At 56.5% G+C, this 22527-nt stretch carries 21 protein-coding genes; 13 read left to right on the top strand and 8 right to left on the bottom strand.

Features of this window, described 5'->3' with window-relative positions; translation table 11 throughout:
- Positions 1–6: 6 nt before the first annotated feature.
- On the bottom strand, positions 7–1407 hold the full coding sequence (locus MWU60_RS12265) for a helix-turn-helix transcriptional regulator (protein WP_247227619.1): 1401 nt from the start codon (positions 1405–1407) through the stop codon (positions 7–9).
- Between the two features lie 51 nt (positions 1408–1458).
- Positions 1459–2670, bottom strand: a complete 1212-nt coding sequence (locus MWU60_RS12260) for a multidrug effflux MFS transporter (protein ID WP_247227618.1) — start codon at positions 2668–2670, stop codon at positions 1459–1461.
- A gap of 171 nt (positions 2671–2841) precedes the next feature.
- On the opposite strand from MWU60_RS12260, the gene MWU60_RS12255 reads away from it, so the two are divergent.
- The 6 genes from MWU60_RS12255 to MWU60_RS12230 all read left to right on the top strand — a co-directional run bounded on the left by MWU60_RS12255 (position 2842) and on the right by MWU60_RS12230 (position 8427).
- Positions 2842–4374 carry an acyl-CoA carboxylase subunit beta gene (locus MWU60_RS12255; RefSeq protein WP_247228010.1) on the top strand — a complete coding sequence of 511 codons (1533 nt, stop codon included), beginning with the start codon at positions 2842–2844 and terminating at the stop codon, positions 4372–4374.
- 276 nt (positions 4375–4650) lie between these two features.
- Positions 4651–4794, top strand: a complete 144-nt coding sequence (locus tag MWU60_RS12250; protein ID WP_247227617.1) for a hypothetical protein — start codon at positions 4651–4653, stop codon at positions 4792–4794.
- A gap of 83 nt (positions 4795–4877) precedes the next feature.
- On the top strand, positions 4878–5231 hold the full coding sequence (locus MWU60_RS12245) for a hypothetical protein (protein ID WP_247228009.1): 354 nt from the start codon (positions 4878–4880) through the stop codon (positions 5229–5231).
- A 337-nt stretch (positions 5232–5568) separates the two neighbouring features.
- Positions 5569–5775 carry a hypothetical protein gene (locus MWU60_RS12240; protein ID WP_108815261.1) on the top strand — a complete coding sequence of 69 codons (207 nt, stop codon included), beginning with the start codon at positions 5569–5571 and terminating at the stop codon, positions 5773–5775.
- A 99-nt stretch (positions 5776–5874) separates the two neighbouring features.
- Entirely contained in the window at positions 5875–7872 is a 1998-nt protein-coding gene (locus tag MWU60_RS12235) for an acetyl/propionyl/methylcrotonyl-CoA carboxylase subunit alpha (protein WP_247227616.1), read from the top strand.
- Positions 7873–8427, top strand: a complete 555-nt coding sequence (locus MWU60_RS12230) for a hypothetical protein (protein ID WP_247227615.1) — start codon at positions 7873–7875, stop codon at positions 8425–8427.
- A 28-nt stretch (positions 8428–8455) separates the two neighbouring features.
- Here the strand turns inward: MWU60_RS12230 and MWU60_RS12225 are convergent, their stop codons facing one another.
- Entirely contained in the window at positions 8456–8917 is a 462-nt protein-coding gene (locus MWU60_RS12225) for a DUF4174 domain-containing protein (RefSeq protein ID WP_247227614.1), read from the bottom strand.
- 101 nt (positions 8918–9018) lie between these two features.
- On the opposite strand from MWU60_RS12225, the gene scpA reads away from it, so the two are divergent.
- Genes scpA through MWU60_RS12195 form a run of 6 tightly spaced genes read left to right on the top strand, consistent with a single transcriptional unit; the run spans position 9019 to position 14335 of the window.
- Entirely contained in the window at positions 9019–11145 is a 2127-nt protein-coding gene (scpA, locus tag MWU60_RS12220) for a methylmalonyl-CoA mutase (protein WP_247227613.1), read from the top strand.
- Positions 11146–11157: 12 nt separating this feature from the next.
- Positions 11158–11769, top strand: coding sequence for a VOC family protein (locus MWU60_RS12215; RefSeq protein ID WP_247227612.1), 612 nt, complete (start codon positions 11158–11160; stop codon positions 11767–11769).
- Entirely contained in the window at positions 11766–12233 is a 468-nt protein-coding gene (locus MWU60_RS12210) for a GNAT family N-acetyltransferase (RefSeq protein ID WP_247227611.1), read from the top strand. The genes MWU60_RS12215 and MWU60_RS12210 overlap by 4 nt, the downstream gene beginning before the upstream one ends.
- Positions 12234–12245: 12 nt before the next feature.
- Positions 12246–12926, top strand: coding sequence for a molecular chaperone DjiA (locus tag MWU60_RS12205; RefSeq protein WP_247227610.1), 681 nt, complete (start codon positions 12246–12248; stop codon positions 12924–12926).
- Positions 12923–13921 carry an endonuclease/exonuclease/phosphatase family protein gene (locus MWU60_RS12200; protein WP_247227609.1) on the top strand — a complete coding sequence of 333 codons (999 nt, stop codon included), beginning with the start codon at positions 12923–12925 and terminating at the stop codon, positions 13919–13921. The genes MWU60_RS12205 and MWU60_RS12200 overlap by 4 nt, the downstream gene beginning before the upstream one ends.
- A gap of 36 nt (positions 13922–13957) precedes the next feature.
- On the top strand, positions 13958–14335 hold the full coding sequence (locus MWU60_RS12195) for an AAA+ family ATPase (RefSeq protein ID WP_247227608.1): 378 nt from the start codon (positions 13958–13960) through the stop codon (positions 14333–14335).
- A gap of 3 nt (positions 14336–14338) precedes the next feature.
- Here the strand turns inward: MWU60_RS12195 and MWU60_RS12190 are convergent, their stop codons facing one another.
- On the bottom strand, positions 14339–15454 hold the full coding sequence (locus tag MWU60_RS12190) for a protein phosphatase 2C domain-containing protein (protein WP_247227607.1): 1116 nt from the start codon (positions 15452–15454) through the stop codon (positions 14339–14341).
- A gap of 319 nt (positions 15455–15773) precedes the next feature.
- A complete protein-coding gene (locus MWU60_RS12185) occupies positions 15774–17324 on the bottom strand; it encodes a Ppx/GppA family phosphatase (RefSeq protein WP_247227606.1) in 1551 nt (516 codons plus the stop codon).
- A gap of 115 nt (positions 17325–17439) precedes the next feature.
- Here MWU60_RS12185 and MWU60_RS12180 point away from each other — a divergent pair, with 115 nt between their 5' ends.
- Entirely contained in the window at positions 17440–18480 is a 1041-nt protein-coding gene (locus MWU60_RS12180) for a glycosyltransferase family 2 protein (protein WP_247227605.1), read from the top strand.
- On the opposite strand, the gene MWU60_RS12175 is transcribed toward MWU60_RS12180, so the two are convergent.
- From MWU60_RS12175 to MWU60_RS12165, 3 genes are read right to left on the bottom strand one after another with little or no spacing between them, the layout of a single operon-like run.
- Complete coding sequence (locus MWU60_RS12175) at positions 18477–20645, bottom strand: RNA degradosome polyphosphate kinase (RefSeq protein ID WP_247227604.1); 2169 nt, start codon at positions 20643–20645, stop codon at positions 18477–18479. The two genes, MWU60_RS12180 and MWU60_RS12175, sit on opposite strands and share 4 nt — an antisense overlap.
- Before the next feature lie 50 nt (positions 20646–20695).
- Positions 20696–21355, bottom strand: coding sequence for a DnaA/Hda family protein (locus MWU60_RS12170; RefSeq protein WP_247227603.1), 660 nt, complete (start codon positions 21353–21355; stop codon positions 20696–20698).
- On the bottom strand, positions 21356–22459 hold the full coding sequence (locus MWU60_RS12165; RefSeq protein WP_247227602.1) for an AI-2E family transporter: 1104 nt from the start codon (positions 22457–22459) through the stop codon (positions 21356–21358). It lies immediately after the preceding gene.
- Positions 22460–22527 lie beyond the last annotated feature (68 nt).

The following is a 22527-nucleotide window of genomic DNA, read 5'->3' as shown; positions in this document are numbered from 1 at the left end:
GCGTGTCTAGTCAAGCTGATACGGCAAAATGCCACGACGGTCCGGGTCCACACGCAACTGTCGTTCCAAAGGCGGGACCGAGCGTTGGTGGCAGTTGCGCCGCTCGCAAATCCGACAGGAAATCCCGATTGGGGCGTAAGCCTCTGCCGCGCCGAGATCCATATGGTCTGCATAGACAAGGGCCGGGGCATGTTTGACTTCGCATCCCAGTCCGATGGCATAGCGGCGGGTCGGCACATTGTAGGCCCCGCCTGATTTACTGACATCGCGCGCCAGACAAAAGTACCGTGCCCCGTCAGGGGTTTCGGCCAGTTGCCGCAAAAACTGCCCCGGCAACTCAAACGCCTGATGCACGTTCCATAAGGGGCAGGCACCACCGTATCGGGCAAATTGCAGGGTCGTGGCCGAGTGGCGTTTGGTGATTGTCCCCGCCTGATCTACGCGGACAAAGAAGAACGGAATGCCTTTCGCGCCGGGGCGCTGCAATGTGGACAGCCGATGCGCCACTTGTTCAAGCGACGCGCCAAAGCGGGCCGCAAGTATTTCAAGGTCATGCCGTGTCGCCTGCGCCGCTGACAGGAAGGCCGCATAAGGCATCAAGGCTGCACCGGCGAAATAGTTGGCAAGCCCCACCTTGGCGATGCTGCGTGCCTCGTCCGATTGAAAACGGGCAAGGTCAAGTGTGGCTTCCAAAAGTGGTTCTTGGCTCACCATGGCCAATTGTAAAAGTAACTGAAACGTCTGCGTTGACGCGCTCGCAAACTGCGAAATGGTCAAGGTTTTGGTCGCTGCATCAAAGTGCCTGACATCGGCCGCATCCCGAAACACGGTCTTGATCCCGTGACTATCAAGCATGCGCACCGCGGCATCCGCCATCGCCTCACCCGGACTGGTGCGGCTGGCGAAACGTTCGGCTGCGCGGTCGACCGCATCAATGTAGTTATCGCAATAATGAAAGAAATCGCGCACTTCTTCCCAGGGGCTTGGTTGCAGACGCGCGTCCTCGCGGCCCAAAGCCTCGTCCAGCGACGCCAGCCGTTCATGTGTCTGGCGGTAGGCTGCGTGCAGGTCCAGAAATGCACGCGCAAGGGCTGGGGCGTTTGCTGCGGCTAGCCGCATATCGGCCAGCGCCGGGGCGGGACCTGTAAAGACCGGATCAGCAAGCGCTTCGCGCATATCGCCCACAAGTCGTGCTTCGTCGCCCGATTGCAGCTCGGTCACGTCAAAGCCGAATTCCTGCGCGAGCCCCAACACCACGGCCGTCGACACGGGCCGGTTGTTGTTCTCCATCTGGTTCAGATAGGGCAGGGACACGCCAAGCTTTTCAGCAAAGGCCTTTTGTGTCAGCTCCAGCCGCCCGCGTAATTCGCGCAGCTTGGCCCCGGCATAGAGTTTCTGAACGGCCATATCCCACCTTTGCAGATTTGCTATGTGACATTAGCCGCTGCAAAGAGGGCGTCAAGCGATCCGCTTTTCGCGCCATATGACGAAGAGGACCGACAGAAACGCAAGGACAGATGTACCCAGCATAATCAACTGCAAAGGCATGGTGCCGGTTTCAATCGTCAGGATGCTGCCCGCAAACTGTGACAGCGCCGCACCGCCGCCAATCATAATCGCACCACTCAGACCGCTTGCCGTGCCAGCAAGATGCGGGCGCACCGAGATAGAGCCCGCCATGACATTGGGCAGCATCACCCCGTTGCCCAGGCCCAGAAAGACGCAAAAGCCAAAGAAGTTCAGTGGATGGTTCACCCCAGCCAGCGTCAGCAGCGCAGACAAACCAAGGCCCAAAATGGTAATTGCGGTGCCAATCATGGCCATGCGGTTAATGCCGACTTTGACCGAGAAGCGCCCGGACAGATAGTTGCCGAACGCGTATCCGATGGCAGGCGCGCCAAGGGCGATGCCGCTCCATAATGGTGACAGCCCAAAGATATCGCTGGCGACAAAGGACGTGCCACCCAGCAAAGCAAAAAACGCGCCCGATCCGAAGGCAGCGCAAAGCACGTAACCCCAGAAACGTGGTGAGCGGAACAGTTCTGGATAAGTCTTGAGTTGATCGCGAAAGCTGGTGCCATCACCTTTCACGGTTTCGCCCAGATCAAGATAAACCAACGCGAGCGTGGCAAGCCCGGTCGCTGCCAAAAACACAAAAGTCGCCTGCCAGCCAAAGGCCTGCTCTAACCCACCACCGATCATCGGGCCGACCATCGGGACCAGCGCCATGCCCATCGTGACGTAGCCGATCATTGATGCCGCCTCGTCCTGCGGGACGATATCGCGCACGATGGCGCGTCCCAATGCCATTGATGTGGCGACTGCGGCTTGCAGGATACGGAAGAAAAGGAACACTTCGACCGTCGTTGCAAACAGCGCGCCAATCGACGCCAGCACAAAGATCGACAAAGACCCAAGCACCAGAATACGCCGCCCGTATCGGTCAGAAATTGGGCCGATGAAGACCTGTAGCACCGCTGTTGCGGCCAGATAGCCAGAGAGCGAGATCTGCATGATTGCGTAATCGGTATCGAAATACGTGGTCATCGCAGACAGTGATGGCAGGAAAATCGACATGCTCATCGCCGACATGCCTGTGATCAACACCAGCGTCACGATGTGTGGGGGCGTCGTGCGATCAAGAAATCGGATGAAGGGGAGAGTGGTCATTTTCAAGATGTATGCCTCGGGCGAGGGCTTGTCCATTGCTGTATTGTGTTCGGGTTTGCAGATTTGCAAAATTATAAATCTGCAAACCAGTAATTTTGCAAATATGCCTATTACTGCTTCTTTCCGCCGCCGCACCACGCTATGCAGGGGGACCAATTGGCAGGGGGCGATCTGATGGACGTTTTGCAAGAACTGGAAACGCGGCGCGAGGCGGCCCGCCTGGGCGGTGGCGAAAAACGGATCGCGGCACAGCATAGCAAAGGCAAGCTGACCGCGCGCGAGCGGATTGAATTGCTGCTCGATGATGGATCATTCGAGGAATTCGATATGTTCGTCGCCCACCGCTGCACTGACTTTGGGATGGAGAAAGACCGCCCCGCAGGTGACGGTGTGGTCACTGGTTGGGGTACGATCAACGGGCGTTTGGTCTATGTCTTTGCGCAGGATTTTACCGTTATGGGCGGTTCGGTGTCCGAAACCCACGGCCAGAAGATCTGCAAGATTATGGATATGGCGGTGCAAAACGGCGCGCCGATCATCGGGATCAATGACAGTGGTGGCGCGCGCATTCAGGAAGGCGTTGCCAGCCTTGCCGCTTACGGTGAAATCTTTCAGCGCAATATCACCGCCTCTGGTGTTGTGCCGCAAATCAGCCTGATCATGGGACCTTGTGCAGGTGGTGCGGTCTATTCCCCAGCGATGACTGACTTTATCTTTATGGTCAAAGACAGTTCTTACATGTTTGTCACGGGTCCGGATGTGGTCAAAACGGTGACGAACGAACATGTGACGGCTGAAGAATTGGGTGGCGCCGGGACGCATACCAAGAAATCCTCGGTGGCTGATGGTGCCTTTGAAAACGATGTTGAGGCTTTGGCCGAGGCGCGCCGTCTGATTGATTTCCTGCCGCTGAACAACCGGCAAAAGGCGCCGGTGCGGCCTTTCTTTGACGATGTGAACCGGGTTGAGGAAAGCCTTGATACGCTGGTCCCTGACAACCCGAACATGCCGTACGATATGAAAGAGCTGATCACCAAGCTGGCGGATGAAGGTGATTTTTATGAGATTCAAGAGGAGTTCGCAAAAAACATCCTGACCGGATTTATCCGCATGGAAGGCTCTACCGTTGGTGTGGTGGCCAATCAACCGATGGTGCTGGCGGGGTGTCTCGACATTGATGCGTCGCGCAAGGCGGCGCGGTTTGTGCGGTTCTGCGATGCGTTCGAAATTCCACTACTGACGCTTGTTGATGTGCCCGGCTTCCTGCCCGGCACCAGCCAGGAATACGCAGGCGTCATTAAACACGGTGCGAAACTGCTTTATGCCTATGGTGAGGCGACAGTGCCCAAGGTCACCGTGATCACGCGCAAGGCTTATGGTGGTGCATATGTCGTGATGGCGTCCAAGCATCTGGCTGGCGATTTCAACTATGCATGGCCCACATCCGAGATTGCGGTGATGGGTGCCAAGGGTGCTACCGAGATTATTCACCGGGCCGACCTGAACGATCCTGAAAAGCTTGCCCAGCACACGCAGGATTACGAAGACCGCTTTGCCAACCCGTTTGTTGCGGCCGAAAAAGGCGTGATTGACGAGGTGATCATGCCGCACTCAACGCGCAAACGGGTGTGCCGTGCATTTGCGTCTTTGCGGACAAAGCAAGTCACGACGCCGTGGAAAAAGCACGACAACATTCCGCTTTGATCAGGCTCTGTGATCATAAAGCCGCGCATTGCGTCGCTGTGTGCCACTACATTTGGAGCGCATTTTGAGTTTTGCCCAAAATATGGACGGCTGCGCAGTAAAGCGCCCAGCGCTTGAGTCATTGTTGCAACATTACGCGCAGTCCGCCTTGGAGCCCTTTGAGAACAAAGCGTTTTTGCCTATCTTACTCTCACGCGAAGTGGATATCGCGCTCTCAATGGGTCAAGGCGGCGTAGATCGCCGACAACCCTGCACAACAAGAGGCAGGCAAGTAGAATGGTACAAGGACTTTTGGCTTTCACGGTTGCAGCGCTCATGGCGCTTGTTGCTGTGTCGGGCAGCCAAGACCGTGCGCCGCTGCAAATTACGTCAGACGCAGCCGCACAACAGCAGGTGCATTACGACCAGCTGGTTTACTAACGATTGCTTTTTTGGGCGGGCTTTCGGGCCCGTCCAACCCGCCCGTCCGCAATATGGGGGCGTGCATGGCTAACCTTCCTTACATGGATAAACATCGCGGTTTTCCGGGGCGGCTGCCAGGGACTGATTTTCAGTTCGTGTTGCGCCGGGCCAACAAAGGTGGGGCGACGCCGCTGACTGAACGTATCCGCTATCCTGACAGACGTCCGCCGGACAAGCGCGCTGATGCCGGTTTTATGCAGGCACTGTGGGAACACTTTGGCGACGAACCTTTCGTGCGCGGCAATCTGGATGCTGGACGGCTGAGCTGGCTTTTTGGTCGCGAGGTTATTGCGGCAGAAGATCCATTCGATCCCGCCAGCTATGAGGCGATGTTGCAGATTGACGTCGCAGTGGCACGGCAGAGCTTTCCCGAGATATTTGGGGATGGCGCATGACCCGATCTGTGGTGCAACTGATGCTTGGGAAACAATCTAAGCGGGAAATCGCTTACTTTGCTACAAGATCGCAACAAAGCTTTTCAGAGACTATGACTTGGTACAATGTCAATAATGTAGAGGGGCGTTCCAGCAATCGTTCTTCTGCAAATTCTCTATACCGTTACCCTTCCCCTGATCGGCCTGCTTACTCACCAAGCAGGCCGATAACGGTTTTCCGCCGGTCTGTTGAAAAAAAGACAAGTGATATTGGATATCAAGCCGGAATTGCTATTCATCAGGGTGCAGTTCGCACCAATTGTGGGGCGACTTATAAAACAACGATAGGCGTAAGATTATGCAAAAGACATCAATCATCCTTGCGACAGTGGCAGTATTTGGTTTGGCAGGTTGCCTCGAAGGTGACGCAGAGCGTGGCGTCGCAGGCGCAGGCGCAGGCCTTGTTGCCGCAGAAGTACTTGGCACAGACCGTACAGGCACAATGCTTGCCGGTGCAGCCGCAGGCGTGCTTTGCGACGACGCAGGCATCAACGGCTGCCGCTAAGTTAGACAATCGCGCCCACGATCTTGGGCGTACAATGAATAAAGACCGCCGTCGGGGTTCTGCCTCGGCGGCGGTTTTGCGTTTTGGGGACGAAAGCTCATGTTCAAGAAAATCCTGATTGCCAACCGTGGCGAAATCGCCTGCCGTGTCATCAAGACCGCCCGCAAGATGGGGATCAAAACGGTCGCGATTTATTCGGATGCGGATCGCAATGCGCTGCATGTGAAAATGGCGGATGAGGCGGTGCACATCGGCCCGCCCCCTGCCAACGAATCCTACATCGTGATCGACAAGGTGATGGCGGCGATCAAGCAGACAGGTGCTGAGGCCGTGCATCCCGGCTATGGTTTTTTGTCCGAAAACCCCAAGTTTGCAGATGCGCTCAATGCCGCTGGCGTCGCCTTTATCGGCCCCCCAAAGGGCGCGATTGAGAAGATGGGTGACAAGATCACCTCAAAAAAGATTGCCCAAGAGGCCGATGTGTCCACTGTCCCCGGATACATGGGGCTGATTGAGGACGCCGAAGATGCGGTCAAGATTTCCAATGAGGTCGGTTATCCGGTGATGATCAAAGCCTCTGCGGGTGGCGGCGGCAAGGGGATGCGTATCGCCTGGAACGATGATGAGGCGCGTGAGGGTTTTCAGTCGTCCAAGAACGAAGCGGCCAGTTCGTTCGGCGACGACCGTATCTTTATCGAGAAATTCGTCACCCAGCCACGCCACATCGAAATTCAGGTGCTTGCGGATGGTCATGGCAACGCGGTTTACCTGCATGAGCGCGAGTGCTCGATCCAGCGCCGGAACCAGAAGGTCATTGAAGAGGCACCAAGTCCGTTTTTGGATGAGGCCACCCGCAAGGCAATGGGTGAACAGTCGGTCGCACTGGCCCAAGCCGTGGGCTACACCAGCGCAGGTACGGTTGAATTCATCGTCGATGGCGACCGCAACTTCTATTTCCTTGAAATGAACACGCGCCTGCAGGTCGAACACCCTGTGACCGAACTGATCACTGGCGTTGATCTGGTGGAGCAGATGATCCGCGTAGCGGCGGGTGAAAAGCTGCCGTTTGCGCAAGACGATCTTAAGATCAACGGTTGGGCGATGGAAAGCCGCCTTTATGCCGAAGACCCGTATCGCGGCTTTTTGCCCTCGATCGGGCGTTTGACCCGCTATCGTCCTCCGATGGAGGAAGCCACACCGACACGCGCTGTGCGCAATGACACCGGCGTGTTTGAGGGCGGCGAGATCAGCATGTATTACGATCCGATGATCGCCAAGCTTTGCACATGGGCCCCGGACCGTGCAACGGCGATTGAGGAGATGCGTTTAGCGTTGGACGGGTTTGAGTTGGAAGGGATCGGGCACAACTTGCCGTTTCTCGCCGCCGTCTATGATCACCCCAAGTTTACAAGTGGCAAGATGACGACGGCCTTTATCGAGGAAGAGTATCCCGATGGTTTCGAAGGCGTGACCTTGGATGAGAGCGCCTGCCAACGCATTGCCGCTGCCGCCGCCGCGATGCATCGTGTTGCCGAAATCCGCCGCACACGGATTTCGGGACGCATGGACAACCACGAACGCCACGTGGGCGATGATTGGGTGGTGACCCTGCAAGGCGCGTCGCACGATGTGACCATTACTGCGGATAGATCCGGTGCGGACGTGTCAATCGGTGGCCAAAGCCTGCGGGTCGAAAGTGATTGGGCCCCCGGTGATCCGCTGGCCCGTCTGATGGTGGATGGTGCACCTTTGGTGCTCAAGATCGGTAAGATTTCGGGTGGTTTCCGCGTGCGCTATCGGGGTGCGGACCTGAAGGTGCATGTACGCACGCCGCGTCAGGCAGAACTGGCGGCACTGATGCCCGAGAAGCTACCGCCCGATACCTCGAAATACCTGCTGTGCCCGATGCCGGGATTGATTGTCAAAATCGACGTCTCCGAGGGTGATGAGGTGCAGGAAGGTCAGGCGCTGTGCACCATAGAAGCGATGAAGATGGAAAACATTTTGCGCGCCGAACGCAAAGGCACCGTCAAAATGATCAATGCCGGTGCGGGCGACAGCCTTGCGGTGGACGAAGTGATCATGGAGTTTGAATAGGTGGGGTTCTCAATTGCCATTACGGCCTGTGCCCAAGAGGACAAGAACAGCTTTTTGGCTGCTGCGGGCATTTCGGAGACCACAGAACCCGATACGCACAATGAGACGATGCTATCCGGCGCTTCCGACGGCGCGCATTATTTTGTCTGGCGGAACTGGCGGCTGACGAAAGGGACGGCCGAACCTGATTATGAAAAGATATCAAAGGCCGTTCCGTTCATGGTCCTTGATATCAACGAAACCGTCATGGCCGCGTTTACCCGAAACTATAGCGATGGCCGATGCACTTGGAGCGTCGGTGGCGACGAAGAAGGGCTGGGTGTCGATGGCGATCTGCCGTTTGATCTTGATGAGGTCAGAAAGGCAACGATTGAACGTTTCTTGAAGGACTTTCCTGACGCTGAGCGCGCGGACATCGAACAGGATCATTTCGCATTGGCATCCGCGGTCTTTGCGACGCTAACGGGCTTTTACTACGATAGTATCCACGAATTGCCGTTCACAGCGCTCGCTGGTGAGATGGGGCGGCAAAAGCCGGGTTGGAAATTCTGGTGAAACGGTCGCTTCCCACTCCGATGCGGGCTTACTGCCCTAGCAACCGTCGATCCGATATCTCTTGCTGCCGCAATGGCATCTTGTCGATGGATCGTGACAGCTCTCGCACGCTGTATGGGCTGGGTTTACGCAGGGCCACGCGCCCGTCTTTGCCAACAAGCGCCATCATGTATCCGCGCGGTCGCAGCGTGGTGCGCAGGTCTGACATTGTCTCTGGGTCCGTGTCTGTGATCACGATCACGTCGCGTTCTGCCAGCCGATCAATTCCAGTCAGCAACAAATCCATTTGTTGCTGGAATCGCGGATCATTGGGTGTGTCCGCAAAAATCACCAGCGGTCGGGCAATCCAATTGAGATCGTCCAGAACAATCTCGGATCCATCAAAGATCTGTGTGCGGTCTTCTTCCCAGCGTTCAATAACGGTTTTCTCTTCTGCCGTTGCCGGAAAAGCGATCAGTGCGACAAGCGCGATGTTTACAAGTAACTTCATGCCTTTGGATATAGAGGCCCATTTCGCAAAAGCTAAGGGGCAAGTGTCATTTGCCGCAAACAAATGCGTGTTACCCCATCCAACCCCTGCCGGAGGTGCCAATGTCTGACAAGAAAACATGGGAAGAAATTGCCCGCAAAGAGCTGCGTGGCAAGCCTTTGGAGGCGCTGACATGGGATACGCTTGAAGGCATCCCGGTCCAGCCGCTTTATACCGCAGAGGAAACGGACGGATTGCCGCATATGGGTGGTATTCCCGGACAGGCCCCGTTTACGCGCGGTGTGAAGGCCACGATGTACGCAGGCCGCCCGTGGACGATCCGGCAATATGCGGGGTTTTCAACGGCCGAAGAATCGAATGCGTTTTATCGCAAGGCACTGGCGGCAGGCCAGCAGGGTGTTTCGGTGGCCTTCGATCTGGCGACCCATCGTGGCTATGACAGCGACCATCCCCGGGTCGAGGGCGATGTCGGAAAGGCTGGCGTGGCGATTGATAGCGTCGAGGATATGAAAATCCTCTTTGACGGTATTCCGTTGGATAAAGTCAGTGTTTCCATGACGATGAATGGCGCGGTCATCCCGATCCTTGCTAATTTCATCGTCGCTGGTGAAGAACAGGGACATCCGCGCAATGTGCTGTCCGGCACCATTCAGAACGACATTCTGAAGGAGTTCATGGTGCGCAATACCTATGTCTATCCGCCGGAACCGTCGATGCGGATCATTGCGGATATTATCGAATATACGACCGAAGAGATGCCAAAATTCAACTCGATTTCGATTAGCGGCTACCATATGCAAGAGGCGGGCGCGAATTTGGTGCAAGAGCTGGCCTATACGCTCGCCGATGGCCGCGAATACGTACGCACCGCGATTGCGCGGGGCATGGATGTCGATCAGTTTGCAGGCCGTCTGTCGTTCTTTTTCGCCATCGGCATGAACTTCTTCATGGAGGCCGCCAAGCTGCGCGCTGCCCGCCTGCTGTGGTCGCGGATCATGGCAGAATTTGAACCAAAGAACCCCAAGTCGTCCATGTTGCGCACCCATTGCCAGACCTCTGGCGTGTCGTTGCAGGAACAGGACCCCTATAACAACGTCATCCGCACCGCCTATGAGGCAATGAGCGCGGTTCTGGGCGGCACCCAGTCGTTGCACACCAATGCGCTGGACGAGGCAATTGCGCTGCCCACCGAATTCAGTGCGCGGATAGCACGGAACACCCAGTTGATCTTGCAAGAAGAAACCGGCGTGACAAATGTCGTCGATCCGCTGGCGGGCTCTTACTACGTAGAGAACCTGACGCATGAGTTGGCCGAGGCGGCTTGGGCGCTGATCGAAGAGGTGGAAGAGTTGGGCGGCATGACCAAGGCGGTCGCCTCTGGCATGCCCAAGCTGCGGATTGAGGAAACGGCGGCGAAGCGTCAGGCGGGGATTGATCGCGGGACCGAGGTGGTTGTCGGTGTCAACAAATACCGCAAGGACAGTGAAGACCCGATCGACATTCTGGACATCGACAATGACGCGGTCCGCCTGTCGCAGATCGCACGTCTGGAAGCAACCAAAGCCGCCCGCGATGATGCGGCCTGCGAAGCGGCGCTAACAGAACTCACCCGCCGCGCAAACGAAGGCGGCAACCTGTTGGAGGCAGCGGTCGAGGCGTCCCACGCCCGCGCCACAGTCGGAGAGATTAGCATGGCAATGGAAAAGGCATTCGGACGGCACCGGGCCGAGGTCAAGACTTTGGCCGGCGTCTATGGCGCAGCTTATGAAGGCGACGAAGGGTTCGCGGCGATTCAGGCCTCGGTCGAGAAGTTCGCCGAGGAAGAGGGACGTCGCCCCCGCATGTTGGTCGTGAAAATGGGGCAGGACGGGCATGATCGGGGCGCGAAAGTGATTGCGACTGCCTTTGCAGACATCGGTTTTGACGTGGATGTGGGGCCGCTTTTCCAGACGCCCGCTGAGGCCGCTCAGGATGCCATCGACAATGATGTGCATGTGATCGGGATTAGTTCACAGGCGGCAGGGCATAAGACGCTCGCGCCTAAGCTGGTGGCAGCCTTGAAGGATGCGGGTGCCGACGATATCATCGTGATCTGCGGCGGGGTTATTCCGCAGCAGGACTATCAGTTCCTTTATGACAGCGGTGTGAAGGCGATCTTTGGGCCCGGCACGAATATCCCCAAAGCGGCGCAGGATATTTTGGGCATAATCCGCGAAACGCGCAGTTAGAAGTGAACACCGATGCTAAAGCTCGATCATCTTGCCGTTGCTTGCACAAACCTTGCCGAAGGCACAGCTTGGGTTGAAAGCCAGCTTGGCTTGCAACTCCACCCCGGCGGGCAACATGCGCGCTATGGCACGCACAACACGCTGCTTGGGCTGGCTGATGGGCTGTATCTTGAGGTGATCGCGAAAGAACCGGGGGCTGTCCCCGAGGCCGGGCATGCTTGGTTTGGCTTGGATGATTTCACCGGTCCACCACGGTTGGCGAACTGGCTTTGTCAGACGGATGATTTGGCTGCGGCTTTAGAGAACGCCCCTGCGGTTGTGGGCACTGCTCAGGCACTGACCCGTGGCGATCTGGCATGGCAAATTACTGTGCCGGATGATGGCGGGCTGCCCTACCAAGGGGCATTTCCGACCTTGATTGAGTGGCCTGCGGGCACCCGCCATCCGGCGGATCGGTTGCCGCAAAGCGGGGTTAAGCTGCTGACGCTGAAGGTGAGTCACCCGAAGGCTGATCACATCGCGCAGATACTGGACCTGGACGATGATCGTGTGTCGTTGACGGCCGGGTCTTTGGGGTTTGTCGCAACATTCCTTACACCAAGCGGCATTAAAACACTGTCATGATCCGGGCTGCGACCCCAGCCGACGCACCACAGATCGCTGCGATCTGGAACCACGCGATCCGTGAGACAACAATCACGTTTAACCCGGTTGAGAAGTCAGATGACGAGGTGGCTGATCTTACCGCGCAGAACTGCCTTGTGTGGGAACAAGACGGACAGGTGCTGGGCTTTGCCCGCTACTTCCCTTTCCGCGGCGGCGAAGGCTATCGCTTCACCATTGAACATACGGTCATGCTGCATGAGGATGGCCAAGGTCAGGGTGGTGGTAAACGGTTGATGGGCGCGCTTTGCAGCCACGCCAAGGCGGCAGGCAACCACACAATGTTTGCTGGATGTAGCGCGGAAAACCCCGGTGCGGTGACCTTTCATGCAGGCCTCGGCTTTCAAGAGGTTGCAACGCTGCGCGAAGTGGGGTTCAAGTTCGGGCGTTGGATTGATCTCGTTTTGATGCAGAAACGCCTTTAAAGGACAGATTTCATGTCGATTTGGTCACGGATGGCCGAAGCAATCGCCGCACTCGCCAAGGGCGAAGGGCTGTCAGCTGTTTTTGACAAGCTGCGCGCAGCGCCAGACCGCACCGTGGCTTTTGCCATTGCGGTGATCGCGCTGGGGGCAAAAATGGCCAAAGCGGATGGACTCGTGACAAAGGACGAAGTTGTCGCCTTCCGCGAGGTGTTTGTGATCCCGCGCGAAGAAGAGGCCAACGCCGCACGCGTGTTCAATCTGGCACGGCAAGACGTGGCGGGTTACGACATTTACGCACGTCGGATCAAGGCGATGTATGGCGACGATGATCGCCCGCTGTGTGATCTGCTGGAAGGGCTGTTTCACATCGCGATGGCGGATGGTCTTTATCATCCCAAAGAGGATGACTTTCTACAAGATGTCGCCAATATCTTTGGCTTCGACGAACGCCGGTTCCGGGGCATCCGGGGTCAGTTCGTGGCCGAGGCGGACCGCGATCCTTATGATATCCTTGGCGTTGATCCTACGGCCCCCATGGAGGACGTCCGCGCAGCATGGCGCAAACTGGTGCGTGAAACCCATCCCGATCAGATGCTGGCGCGCGGCGTGCCCGAAGAGGCTGTGAAACTGGCCGAGCGGCGGATGGTTGCGATTAACCGCGCCTGGGAAGAAATCCTAGGCAGTCGCACTTGAGGATCGTCACCTACAACGTGGAATGGTTCAATACCCTGTTCGATGACGCGGGCGTGCTGATTGATGATGATAGCTGGTCCGGGCGCTGGGATGTGACCAAGGCGCAGCAGACTGCCGGACTTGGCACTGTTTTTAGCGCGTTGGACGCAGATGCGGTGATGATCATCGAGGCCCCCGATACCAGCCCCCACCGCAATACACGCACGGCGCTGGAACATTTTGCGGACCGCTTTGGGTTGCGCGCACGGCAGGCGATCACCGGGTTCACAAATGACACCCAACAAGAGATCGCGCTGTTGTTCGACCCTGATGTCGTGTCGGCGCGCCATGATCCCAAGGGTGACGACATCGCACCATCTTTTGAGACCGAAATCCGCATGGATGTTGATATCGACGCGCATCCTGATCCAATCCGGTGGTCCAAACCACCGCTTGAGGTGGCCCTGACCACCGCGCATGGTCCGGTCCGCCTGATTGGTGTGCATGCAAAGTCCAAAGCGCCGCACGGTGCGCGCAACGACGCCGAAGCCACCCGCATATCAATTCAGAACCGGCGCAAGCAACTGGCCCAGTGCATATGGCTGCGCAAACGTGTGGCGCAGCATTTGGCGATGGGTGATGATCTGATTGTGCTGGGTGATTTTAACGACGGACCGGGCCTTGATGAGTATGAAAAGCTTTTTGGGCGATCCGGGGTTGAGATTGTTCTGGGCGAAGGATCAGAAGAACGGCTTTTTGACCCTCATGCGCAAATGGTTTTGGGTCGCAGATTTGGTGCCGCCCCTGCAACCGCGCGGTTCAAGCGCAAGGGTGAACCCTATCTGCAAGCCCTGTTGGACTATATCATGGTATCACCCGGCCTGCGCAACAAGTCCCCCAAATGGCAGATATGGCATCCGTTTGATCATCCTGACTGCTATGCGAATGCTGCGCTGCGCGAGGGGCTTTTGGTTGCCTCTGATCACTTTCCTGTCGTGCTGGACATTGATTTGTGATTTGAAATCGCGTTGGCGCGCTCTTACATTTTGCCCATGAAACAGTTTATCCCAGTGATCCTCTCGATAGGCCTGCTAAGCACACCCGCAGCCGCGCAAGAGCAATCAGAGACAGACCTTGATGAAGGGCTGAGCTTGATGGAGGAAGGCGCGCGTTTGTTGATGCGTGGGCTGATGACCGAAATGGAACCCGCCATCGAAGGGTTGCGTGACACCTTCGATGAAATGGGTCCGGCATTTGCAGAGTTTGCCCAGACCGTTGGGCCGGCGTTTGCGGAATTGCTGGATCAGGTCGATGACCTGCGCAACTATGAAGCGCCGGAGTTCTTGCCAAATGGTGACATCATTCTGCGCCGCAGTCCTGATGCGCCCATTTGGATGCCGCAAGACGAAAGCGGCGAAATTGAGCTTTGACAGCTAGTCTTTGTAGTGTTTTTGCCCGCGATGCCGATAAGCCTGCCGTTGTGTGGGCGTGCCTTCTGTGTCCGGTGCAATCTGTTGGAAATCTACCGGCTTAGGTGCAGGCGTCGCGCTGCGATGCTTTGAAGGAATCAAGCGGATGATGCGTGTCTCGGGCTCCACCTTTGGTAGGGCAGGCGGCGATGTATCTATGGTCTGAGGCAAGGCTGCCGCATGATGGTGTCCTGCCTGCGCGTCTTCCAGGACTGTGGGTTCTTGTTGGATCTGCGGTTGCCTTGCCACAAAAACGGGCTGCACTTCGATCTTAGCCGCCTTTACGGCCTGTTCGGTGTCGCCAATCTTGATGACCGTGAATGCGGCATTGTCCTGATTGGGATCATCAAGGTTACCCAGCGCCTGCAGCAGGGCGCTTGTCATATCAACGCTGCGCTTTTCTTTGGTGTCGCGCAGCGTGTCCGCAATCGTGTCATTTGATAGAAACTGAAGGCCGTCGCTGGCGACGATAACGATATCGCCGGGCAAAAGGGGCGTCGGTTCTTCAGGGCAATCAATCTTTTCGATCTTTGCGCCGGTGATAGCTGAGGTCAGCGTGTTGCGATCAGGGTGCGTGCGACCGACTTCGGCAGTCATAGCGCCGACTTTGACCATCATATCAATCTGCGGGGCCATTGAGTGGTCTTTGTTCAACTGACGCAACGCCCCATCGCGGAACAAAAACAGGGGTGAATCGCCCACCGAGACCCAGAAAAGATGATCCCCGCGGATCACTGTCGCAAGCAGGGTTGACCCCATCCCATATGTCTCGGGGTCATCGTCGATATGCTGCGTCACACGCGCGTTCGCAGTGCGCGCAACATTGTTGAGCATCTGTGGAATGTCGAGGTCCGCATCATAAAGCTTTGTCTCACTCATCTTGAGCTTGGCAAACGCTTCGGACATGACAAGCGCGCTGGCAACATTGCCGCAAAGATGGCCGCCCATGCCGTCCGCCAAAATAGCAAAACCGGTTTCCTGTCCGAGGGGAAAGTGAGCGATCAGACTGTCTTCTTGATAGTCACGACCACCCTTGATCGCTGCTGTTGCCACGTCAAACCTGAGTGTTTCTTTAAACAAAATATACCATCCAAAACCGCCAAATGACCCGCTCGGGTCGCGCTCAATATACACATTCGAGATCACTCTTCGGCTAAATTCTCGCGATGAAAACCAAAAAGCTAGTGAAATATGGCGAAAATCAGACTTTTACGTGTCATCCCTGTATCTGTTCATCCGCTATTCACTTTCAGGCGGTGATAGCGGTGAAATGCAAAAACAATAAGCGACAAATGTAAGAATTGTTTCAAAGCGCTTCGCCGCCATTACCCACCGACCATCCGTATTTGGCAAGAAATCGAATTGCCTGTGCGGCAAATGGCGAATCAACTCATGGTTGTTATTTGGTAAAAATCACCTCACCAGTGGCATCCATTGCCGAGGCTAAAGCATTAAACCGCGATTGCGCGACTTCACCAAAAAGCGGGCGTGTTTGTTCATGCAATCGCAGCGTTAATTCGCGTGACTTCGGCTTCCACCGCAGCGTCCCCGGTTCTTCGTCTGACGTCAGCCACAACATGGCCCCAAGGCGCATCGCTTTGCCAAGGATTTCCGCTTCTTTGATCTGTCCGGCGTCCAGCAAATCAAACAGCGCATCGAACCGTGAATTGGCTGTCTTGCTGGTGTAGCGGTTCATCAGCGCAAGTCCAAGAAAGACCCGTTCGTAGTGTTTCAAACCACCCAGGTTGGCCCGCGTGGCGTTGTCGAACGTGACTTCTGCGCGGTAATCGGGGTGCGCGCGCCAGCTGACATCGTGCAACAGGCAAGCGGCTTTGATAATTCGCTTGCGTTGCCAATTTGCCCTTGGAAACAAGGGCTTAACAAAGTCATACAGCACTCTGCCAAATCCCGGCAGTCGCGCATCTTTCGCCTCAACAAAGCGGCAAGCCTCAACCAGCGGGTCACGTTCGCGCAACTCGCGCGGCATCTGCTCGTAAAGCATCCCTTCACGGATGCCATAGGACGAAACAGCCACATCCTTTGGTTTAAAGGTGCGCATGAGTTCTTTCAGAACAATGGAGGCAAGTGGCACCAGCGACATCCGGCTGTCAGAGATATTGCAGCGGCTGCGCAGTTCTTGCAGGTCAGATTTGCGTATATACTCTGCCGTCTTACTGATTTGGCGGGATGTCATGCGGTATTCATGCAGTACCGTCAGCGGATAGGACCGGCGCTCCATATCGACCCGTGCAATCGCCCGCCAGGAGCCGCCGACCAGGAATAAGCGCATGCCAGTGGAGTTGCCCATTTCGTCATGCAATTGCGCCATCGTTTCGCGCACGTATGCTTTGACGGCCTTTTTCCCGCCCTTGATTTCCCGCAGCTTCAAGGGGCCAAGAGCAGACGTTACCCGACGCCCGACGCGCCCTTCAGCGAGATCCGCAAGTTCCATCGAAGAGCCGCCGATATCGCACACTAGGCCATAACTGCCGGGCCACCCCAGCAGTACGCCCTGCGCCGACAATCGCGCCTCTTCCTTGCCGTCGATGATCCACAGCTTGATGCCGGTTTCGCGCAGCACCTCGTCACGAAAATCAGCGCCGTCGGATGCCTCGCGGACCGCAGCCGTCGCAACTGCCGTCAAGGGGGGAATATCCATGCCTTTCGCGAGGGCGGCAAACCTACGGATTGCGGCGATCGCGCGTACACGGCCTTCGGGGTTCAGCCGCCCGGTTTTGGTTAGCCCCGCACCCAAAGCGCACATGATCTTTTCGTTGTAGAAATAGGCGGGCGAACGTGCGGCCCCATCAAACACAACCAAACGGACAGAGTTCGACCCCACATCAATCACGCCGACCCGGCTCAGGCCCTTGGCGGCGGCGTCGTCAAAAAGCGGACGCCCGAAAGGACCCCAGTCGATCGTGTCCACAGTGTCCGCTCCATCATCCATCGCGTGAAAGTGCTACCCTGAATCCGCCGGGTTTGCCAATGTTTGTTTGTTGTGCTTTGGGTGGGGTTCAAGTGGACGCGGGCCTATGGCAAGGGCGGCTGTGGGGTTTAAAGGCATGGCGCAAAGCAAGATGGATCATGTGCTGGATAAATACGGCGACCTGAGCGTTGCCAGTAACGACCTGCGTGATCGCGACGCCTTTACGCTTGTCAGCTTGGTCCACAATGAAATGTACTATCTGCCCGCGTTTCTGGCACATTACCGCAGCCTGGGTGTGGCGCGTTTCATCTTCATTGATGATCAGTCCATAGATGGGTCCGACACCTATTTGGCCGCGCAAGCCGACGTTATGGTCATGCGTAGCCCACATCGCTTTGGCGACGTTATCGAAGGTGATGACGCCAAGCCCTTTGGCAAACGCAAAGTGAAGATGAACACGATCTGGCGGCAACAGTTGTTGCGTCTGTTTGCCATGGACCGGTGGGCGCTCTGTGTCGATGTTGACGAATTCATTGATCTGCCTAAGGGGCGAAGTTTTCCTGACATCGCTGCCAAGGCTGACAAGGAAAAGGCCGCTTTGGTCTGGGCCGTGATGCTGGATATGTACCCACAAAACGTCACTGATCTTGCGCGGATGGCAGAGGATGAAACACTGGATTTGGATGCTACGTGGTATTTTGACGGCCAGCCACACCTGAAGCCGATGCCGCCAGATGCGCCGTCAGAGCTATATGCTGGCAGTCGCGCGCGACTTTTGCAGGACTATGCCCTCAATCACCGTGCCAAACCGTTGGCGCGTCACTGGGCAAGGTTCAGGGCCAAGCCGCCGCTGCATTACAATACGCTGCAAAAGCCAAGTCTGGTCAAATGGAGCGCGACTGCGGTGATGAACAGCCCCCATGTCATTCACGGCCTTGCAACGTCGGCGATGCTGCTGCCAATGCGGCACTTTCGGTTTACCGGCGAAACGTACCGCCGGATAAGCTGGGCGCTTGAAAGCGGGGGGTATGCCGGTGGCTCGATTGAATACCGGACGCTGAGTGCGCTGTTGGGCAAAATGGCCAAAGACAAACGCAGCTTTTGCTACGATGGATCGCGGCTGTATCAAGGCTTTGACGACTTCGCCGAAACCGGTAATGCCTTGGGCCTTGGTTAATCGTCGGTATGTGTCAGTTGCGGTACATCAGATGCGCCTGCTGACCCGCGCCCTGACAGCGATGGGTTTTCCATAAAGAACCGGTGGCAGTTAAAGGCAAATTGGCCTTCATCAATCGTGGCACGGGTGAAGCTGCCGTCAGCAGACATCACCCAACTTTGCGCGATGTCTGCCATATTTGCCGCCATGATCTGGCTGACGATCTGGGCTTTGACGGTTGCGTTCTTGATCTCAACCAGTGTCTCGATCCGACGGTTCAGGTTGCGGCCCATCCAATCGGCAGAGCTGATGTAGACCTTCGCCTTTTTTGATGGCAACGCGCCGCCATTGCCAAAGCAGACGATCCGCGAATGTTCAAGAAAACGCCCAACAATGGATTTGACGCGGATGTTTTCAGACAGCCCTTTGACACCCGGTCGCAACCCGCAAATACCGCGCACAATCAGGCTGATTTTTACGCCTGCCTGACTGGCGGCATAAAGCGCGTCAATCACATCGCTATCAATGAGCGAGTTCATCTTGGCCCAAATCATCGCCGGTTTGCCCGCATTGGCGTTTTCGGTCTCTGCCGTGATGCGATCCAGCAGGGTTTGTTTCAGTGTCAGCGGCGAAATTGACAGGTTCTCCAATCCATCCGGCTGCGCATAGCCTGAGATGTAGTTGAAGACTTTCGTCGCATCCCGTCCCAAATTGGCATCACAGGTGAAAAGGCTCAGGTCGGTATATATTCGCGCCGTGATCGGGTGATAATTGCCCGTGCCAAAGTGCGTGTAGGTGACAAGCTTGTCACCTTCCCGACGCACCACCGTGCTGATCTTGGCATGGGTCTTGTAGTTCAGAAAGCCGTAGACCACATGCGCACCAGCGCGTTCAAGCCTGCGGGACTGGCGTATGTTGGCCGCTTCATCAAACCGCGCTTTCAACTCGACCAAGGCGGTGACGGACTTGCCATCCTCCGCTGCCTCGCAAAGCGCCTCAACAATGGGCGAGCGTTTGGACGTGCGGTAGAGCGTCTGCTTGATCGCCACAACATTGGGGTCGCGTGCGGCTTGGGTGAGGAAGCGGACCACCATATCAAAGGTTTCGTAAGGGTGGTGCAGTAGCATGTCCTTTTGCCGGATTGCAGCGAACATATCCCCATCGTGGTCCTGCACGCGTTCAGGGACGCGCGGGGCGAAAGTCGGCCAAAGCAGGTCAGGGCGGCTGTCCAGCACCAATTCGCCAAGGTCGGCGATACCGATCAGGCCGTCTACCTCAACGACAGTTTCCTCGGTGACGTGCAGTTCGGACATGATCAGGGATTTCAGTGCGCTGGGCGCTCCGGCGGACATTTTCAGGCGCACGACTTCGCCGCGCCTGCGCCGTTTCAACGCGGTTTCAAATTCGCGCACCAGATCTTCGGCTTCGTCTTCGAGTTCCAGATCGCTGTCGCGCAGGACTTTGAACGCGCAATTGCCTTTGATCTTATAGCCCGGAAACAAACGGCTGATGTGCAGCAGTAGCAGTTCTTCCAAAGGCAAGAACCGGTGCCCTGTTTCTGCGGGCAGCGCAACAAAACGATCAATCTGTGCAGGCACCGGTAAAAGCGAGCGCAACTGACGTTTGTCGCTGGGGCGCTCTAACTGCAACGCAAGTGCAAACCCTTCGTTGGGCAGGAACGGGAAAGGGTGGGCGGGGTCAATGGCGAGCGGCGACAGAACCGGGAAGACCTGTTCGATAAATACATCTTCCAGATAATCTATGTCCGCCTTACTCAGTGATTTACGGTCCAGAATGTGAATATCCTGCGCCGCCATTTCGGCCTGCAATTCGGTGAATACTGTTTGTTGCCGGGTCATGAGCGCACGGGCATCATGGTCGATGACCACCAACTGCTCGGCAGGCGTTAGCCCATCTAGGCCGGGCGTCACGTTACCTTCATTCGACAACTCGCGCAGGCCTGCGACCCGCACGGTGTAGAATTCATCCAGGTTGGTGGCTGAGATCGACAGAAAGCGCAGCCGTTCCAGCAGCGGCACGCGCGGGTTTTCTGCTTCTTCCAGCACGCGCCAGTTAAAGCTGATCCAGCTCAGCTCGCGGTTCACGAAGCGCGCGGGGCTTTCGAGGTCGATATCGAGCGTCGTCGGGGATGGATACTCCCCTTCAAGAAAATCTGCGTTGGTCATGGGGCCTTTTGTACCGCCTTTGTTGCGGTTCTGTGACAAGTATCGCGACCTCAGCCGGGCTTGTCCAGCAACTCGGCAGCAAGCGCTTTGTTGATCTTGCGCCCTTGTGCCAAAGCGGCGGTATCCAGCTGGGCAACAATGGCAGCGGCAGCGGCGAAAGAGCGTTCAATCCGAGTGGTCAGATATTGCACCAAAGCGGGCTGCGGGTTGATCTGGCGGTCGGCGAACAGCTTCATGATCAGCGCGGACAGCAGCGCGTCATCGGGGTTGTCGATCTGCACGACCGTTGTGGCCTGCATGCGGCTGGCAAGGTCGGGCAATGCGATTGGCCAGCGGCTTGGCGGCAAAGCAGAGGTCATCAGCAGCGTCCCGCCTGCGTTGCGCAGGTTATTGTGGAGGTGAAAGACAACCTCTTCCGCCGATTGCGCCAGTTCTTCCATGTCCTCAATGACCACGGTCACGGCATCAGTTTGGAAATCCGCGCTCAAAGCGTTGGCCTTTATCAAAGCGGCATCACTTTGCGCCTGAAAAACACGCGCAAGATGGCTCTTGCCGCTGCCTTTGGGGCCAGTCAGCACCAGCTTTCTTTCCGGCCATGTCTCAGGTGTGCTGAGCATGGTGAATGCTTGCGCGTTTGCCTGAGAGACAAAGAAGTCATCTGGCCCAAGTGCAACGCCTGTTGGCCAGTCGAATGCCAGCTGACCTGCCATTTACTCGGTCCCGGACTGCCCGCGGTACAGCAGGCTATGCTTGTATTGCCCAAGGCCCCAACGGGCGACCACACCGATCATGGCAGCGATAGGTACGGCCACCAACATGCCGACAAACCCGAAAAGGGAACCAAAAACAGACAATGCGAATAGCAACCAGACGGGGTGAAGCCCAACAGAACTCCCCACCAGTTTGGGCGTCAGGATATTGCCTTCAAGGAACTGCCCAAGGCCGAAGATTGCAGCGACAATGCCAATGCGCAGCCAATTGGTCGCATAGGATACGCTTTCGCCATTCACGACCTCGACAGAGCCCCAGAACTGGAAAAGGGCAAGCCCTACGGCAAGCACACCACCAACAAGCGCACCGACGTAGGGAATAAATGTAATCAGCCCTGCGATGAAGCCAACGATCAGGCCAAAGTTCAGCCCCGCGATCATCAGTGCGACGGCGTAATAGGTCCCCAACACAAGACAGACCGTGCCTTGACCACGGATGAAAGATGCCAATGTCGCGTCAATATCGCGGGCGAGCGTGCGCACGGTTTCAACATGATCGCGGGGCAGCATCTCATCAATCTTGGCGGTCATGTTGTCCCAATCAAGCAGCATATAGACGGCGACAACCGGCACAATCACGATCAGAACAAGGATATTGATCAGACCCAATGCGGACGACACGAGCCCGTTGACCAGCTCACCGCCCTTCGACTGGATCGTTTCTCCTATCGCTTGCAGTTGCTGATACACGGCACTTTGGTCGTCCAAAAGCTGTGGGAACCGTTCGGTTAGGCCGTTGCGCAGCCTGTCGAACAATTCGGGTGCGGTATCTATCAATGCTGCCGTTTGTTGGACCAGCGAGGGGATCACGAGCAGGATCACGAGAACGAAAATCAATATCGCTACAAGCGTTATGATCGCTACCGCCGCCATGCGCGAGCATCCTGCCTTTTCAAGACGATCCGCAATCGGATCAAGGCAGTATGCAATCGCCCCACCCAGTACAAATGGCAGGATCACATCGCCCAGAAACCACAAAGCGACCAAAAAGACCGCCGTGGCAATGCCCCAGTATTTCGCTTGCTGTCCGACAGGAAGTGCCATGGATCACCCGTAATTGCTTACCGCAATAGATGCGGTATGCGCGGTGATGGTGCAAGGGCGGGTGCCAA

Origin of the sequence: Yoonia sp. F2084L (assembly GCF_023015625.1) — a bacterium.
Lineage (GTDB): Bacteria > Pseudomonadota > Alphaproteobacteria > Rhodobacterales > Rhodobacteraceae > Yoonia.
The sequence above is the reverse complement of the archived record's forward strand: the minus strand, read 5'-3'. Positions and strand labels throughout refer to the sequence as shown.

Bases quoted from the DNA above. Each gene is read 5' to 3' on its own strand.
- MWU60_RS12265 (WP_247227619.1), bottom strand. From the start codon at position 1,407: ATGGCCGTTCAGAAACTCTATGCCGGGGCCAAGCTGCGCGAATTACGC.
- MWU60_RS12260 (WP_247227618.1), bottom strand. From the start codon at position 2,670: ATGACCACTCTCCCCTTCATCCGATTTCTTGATCGCACGACGCCCCCA.
- MWU60_RS12250 (WP_247227617.1), top strand. From the start codon at position 4,651: ATGGTACAAGGACTTTTGGCTTTCACGGTTGCAGCGCTCATGGCGCTT.
- MWU60_RS12245 (WP_247228009.1), top strand. From the start codon at position 4,878: ATGGATAAACATCGCGGTTTTCCGGGGCGGCTGCCAGGGACTGATTTT.
- MWU60_RS12240 (WP_108815261.1), top strand. From the start codon at position 5,569: ATGCAAAAGACATCAATCATCCTTGCGACAGTGGCAGTATTTGGTTTG.
- MWU60_RS12235 (WP_247227616.1), top strand. From the start codon at position 5,875: ATGTTCAAGAAAATCCTGATTGCCAACCGTGGCGAAATCGCCTGCCGT.
- MWU60_RS12225 (WP_247227614.1), bottom strand. From the start codon at position 8,917: ATGAAGTTACTTGTAAACATCGCGCTTGTCGCACTGATCGCTTTTCCG.
- scpA (WP_247227613.1), top strand. From the start codon at position 9,019: ATGTCTGACAAGAAAACATGGGAAGAAATTGCCCGCAAAGAGCTGCGT.
- MWU60_RS12215 (WP_247227612.1), top strand. From the start codon at position 11,158: ATGCTAAAGCTCGATCATCTTGCCGTTGCTTGCACAAACCTTGCCGAA.
- MWU60_RS12210 (WP_247227611.1), top strand. From the start codon at position 11,766: ATGATCCGGGCTGCGACCCCAGCCGACGCACCACAGATCGCTGCGATC.
- MWU60_RS12205 (WP_247227610.1), top strand. From the start codon at position 12,246: ATGTCGATTTGGTCACGGATGGCCGAAGCAATCGCCGCACTCGCCAAG.
- MWU60_RS12195 (WP_247227608.1), top strand. From the start codon at position 13,958: ATGAAACAGTTTATCCCAGTGATCCTCTCGATAGGCCTGCTAAGCACA.
- MWU60_RS12185 (WP_247227606.1), bottom strand. From the start codon at position 17,324: ATGGATGATGGAGCGGACACTGTGGACACGATCGACTGGGGTCCTTTC.
- MWU60_RS12180 (WP_247227605.1), top strand. From the start codon at position 17,440: ATGGCGCAAAGCAAGATGGATCATGTGCTGGATAAATACGGCGACCTG.
- MWU60_RS12175 (WP_247227604.1), bottom strand. From the start codon at position 20,645: ATGACCAACGCAGATTTTCTTGAAGGGGAGTATCCATCCCCGACGACG.
- MWU60_RS12170 (WP_247227603.1), bottom strand. From the start codon at position 21,355: ATGGCAGGTCAGCTGGCATTCGACTGGCCAACAGGCGTTGCACTTGGG.
- MWU60_RS12165 (WP_247227602.1), bottom strand. From the start codon at position 22,459: ATGGCACTTCCTGTCGGACAGCAAGCGAAATACTGGGGCATTGCCACG.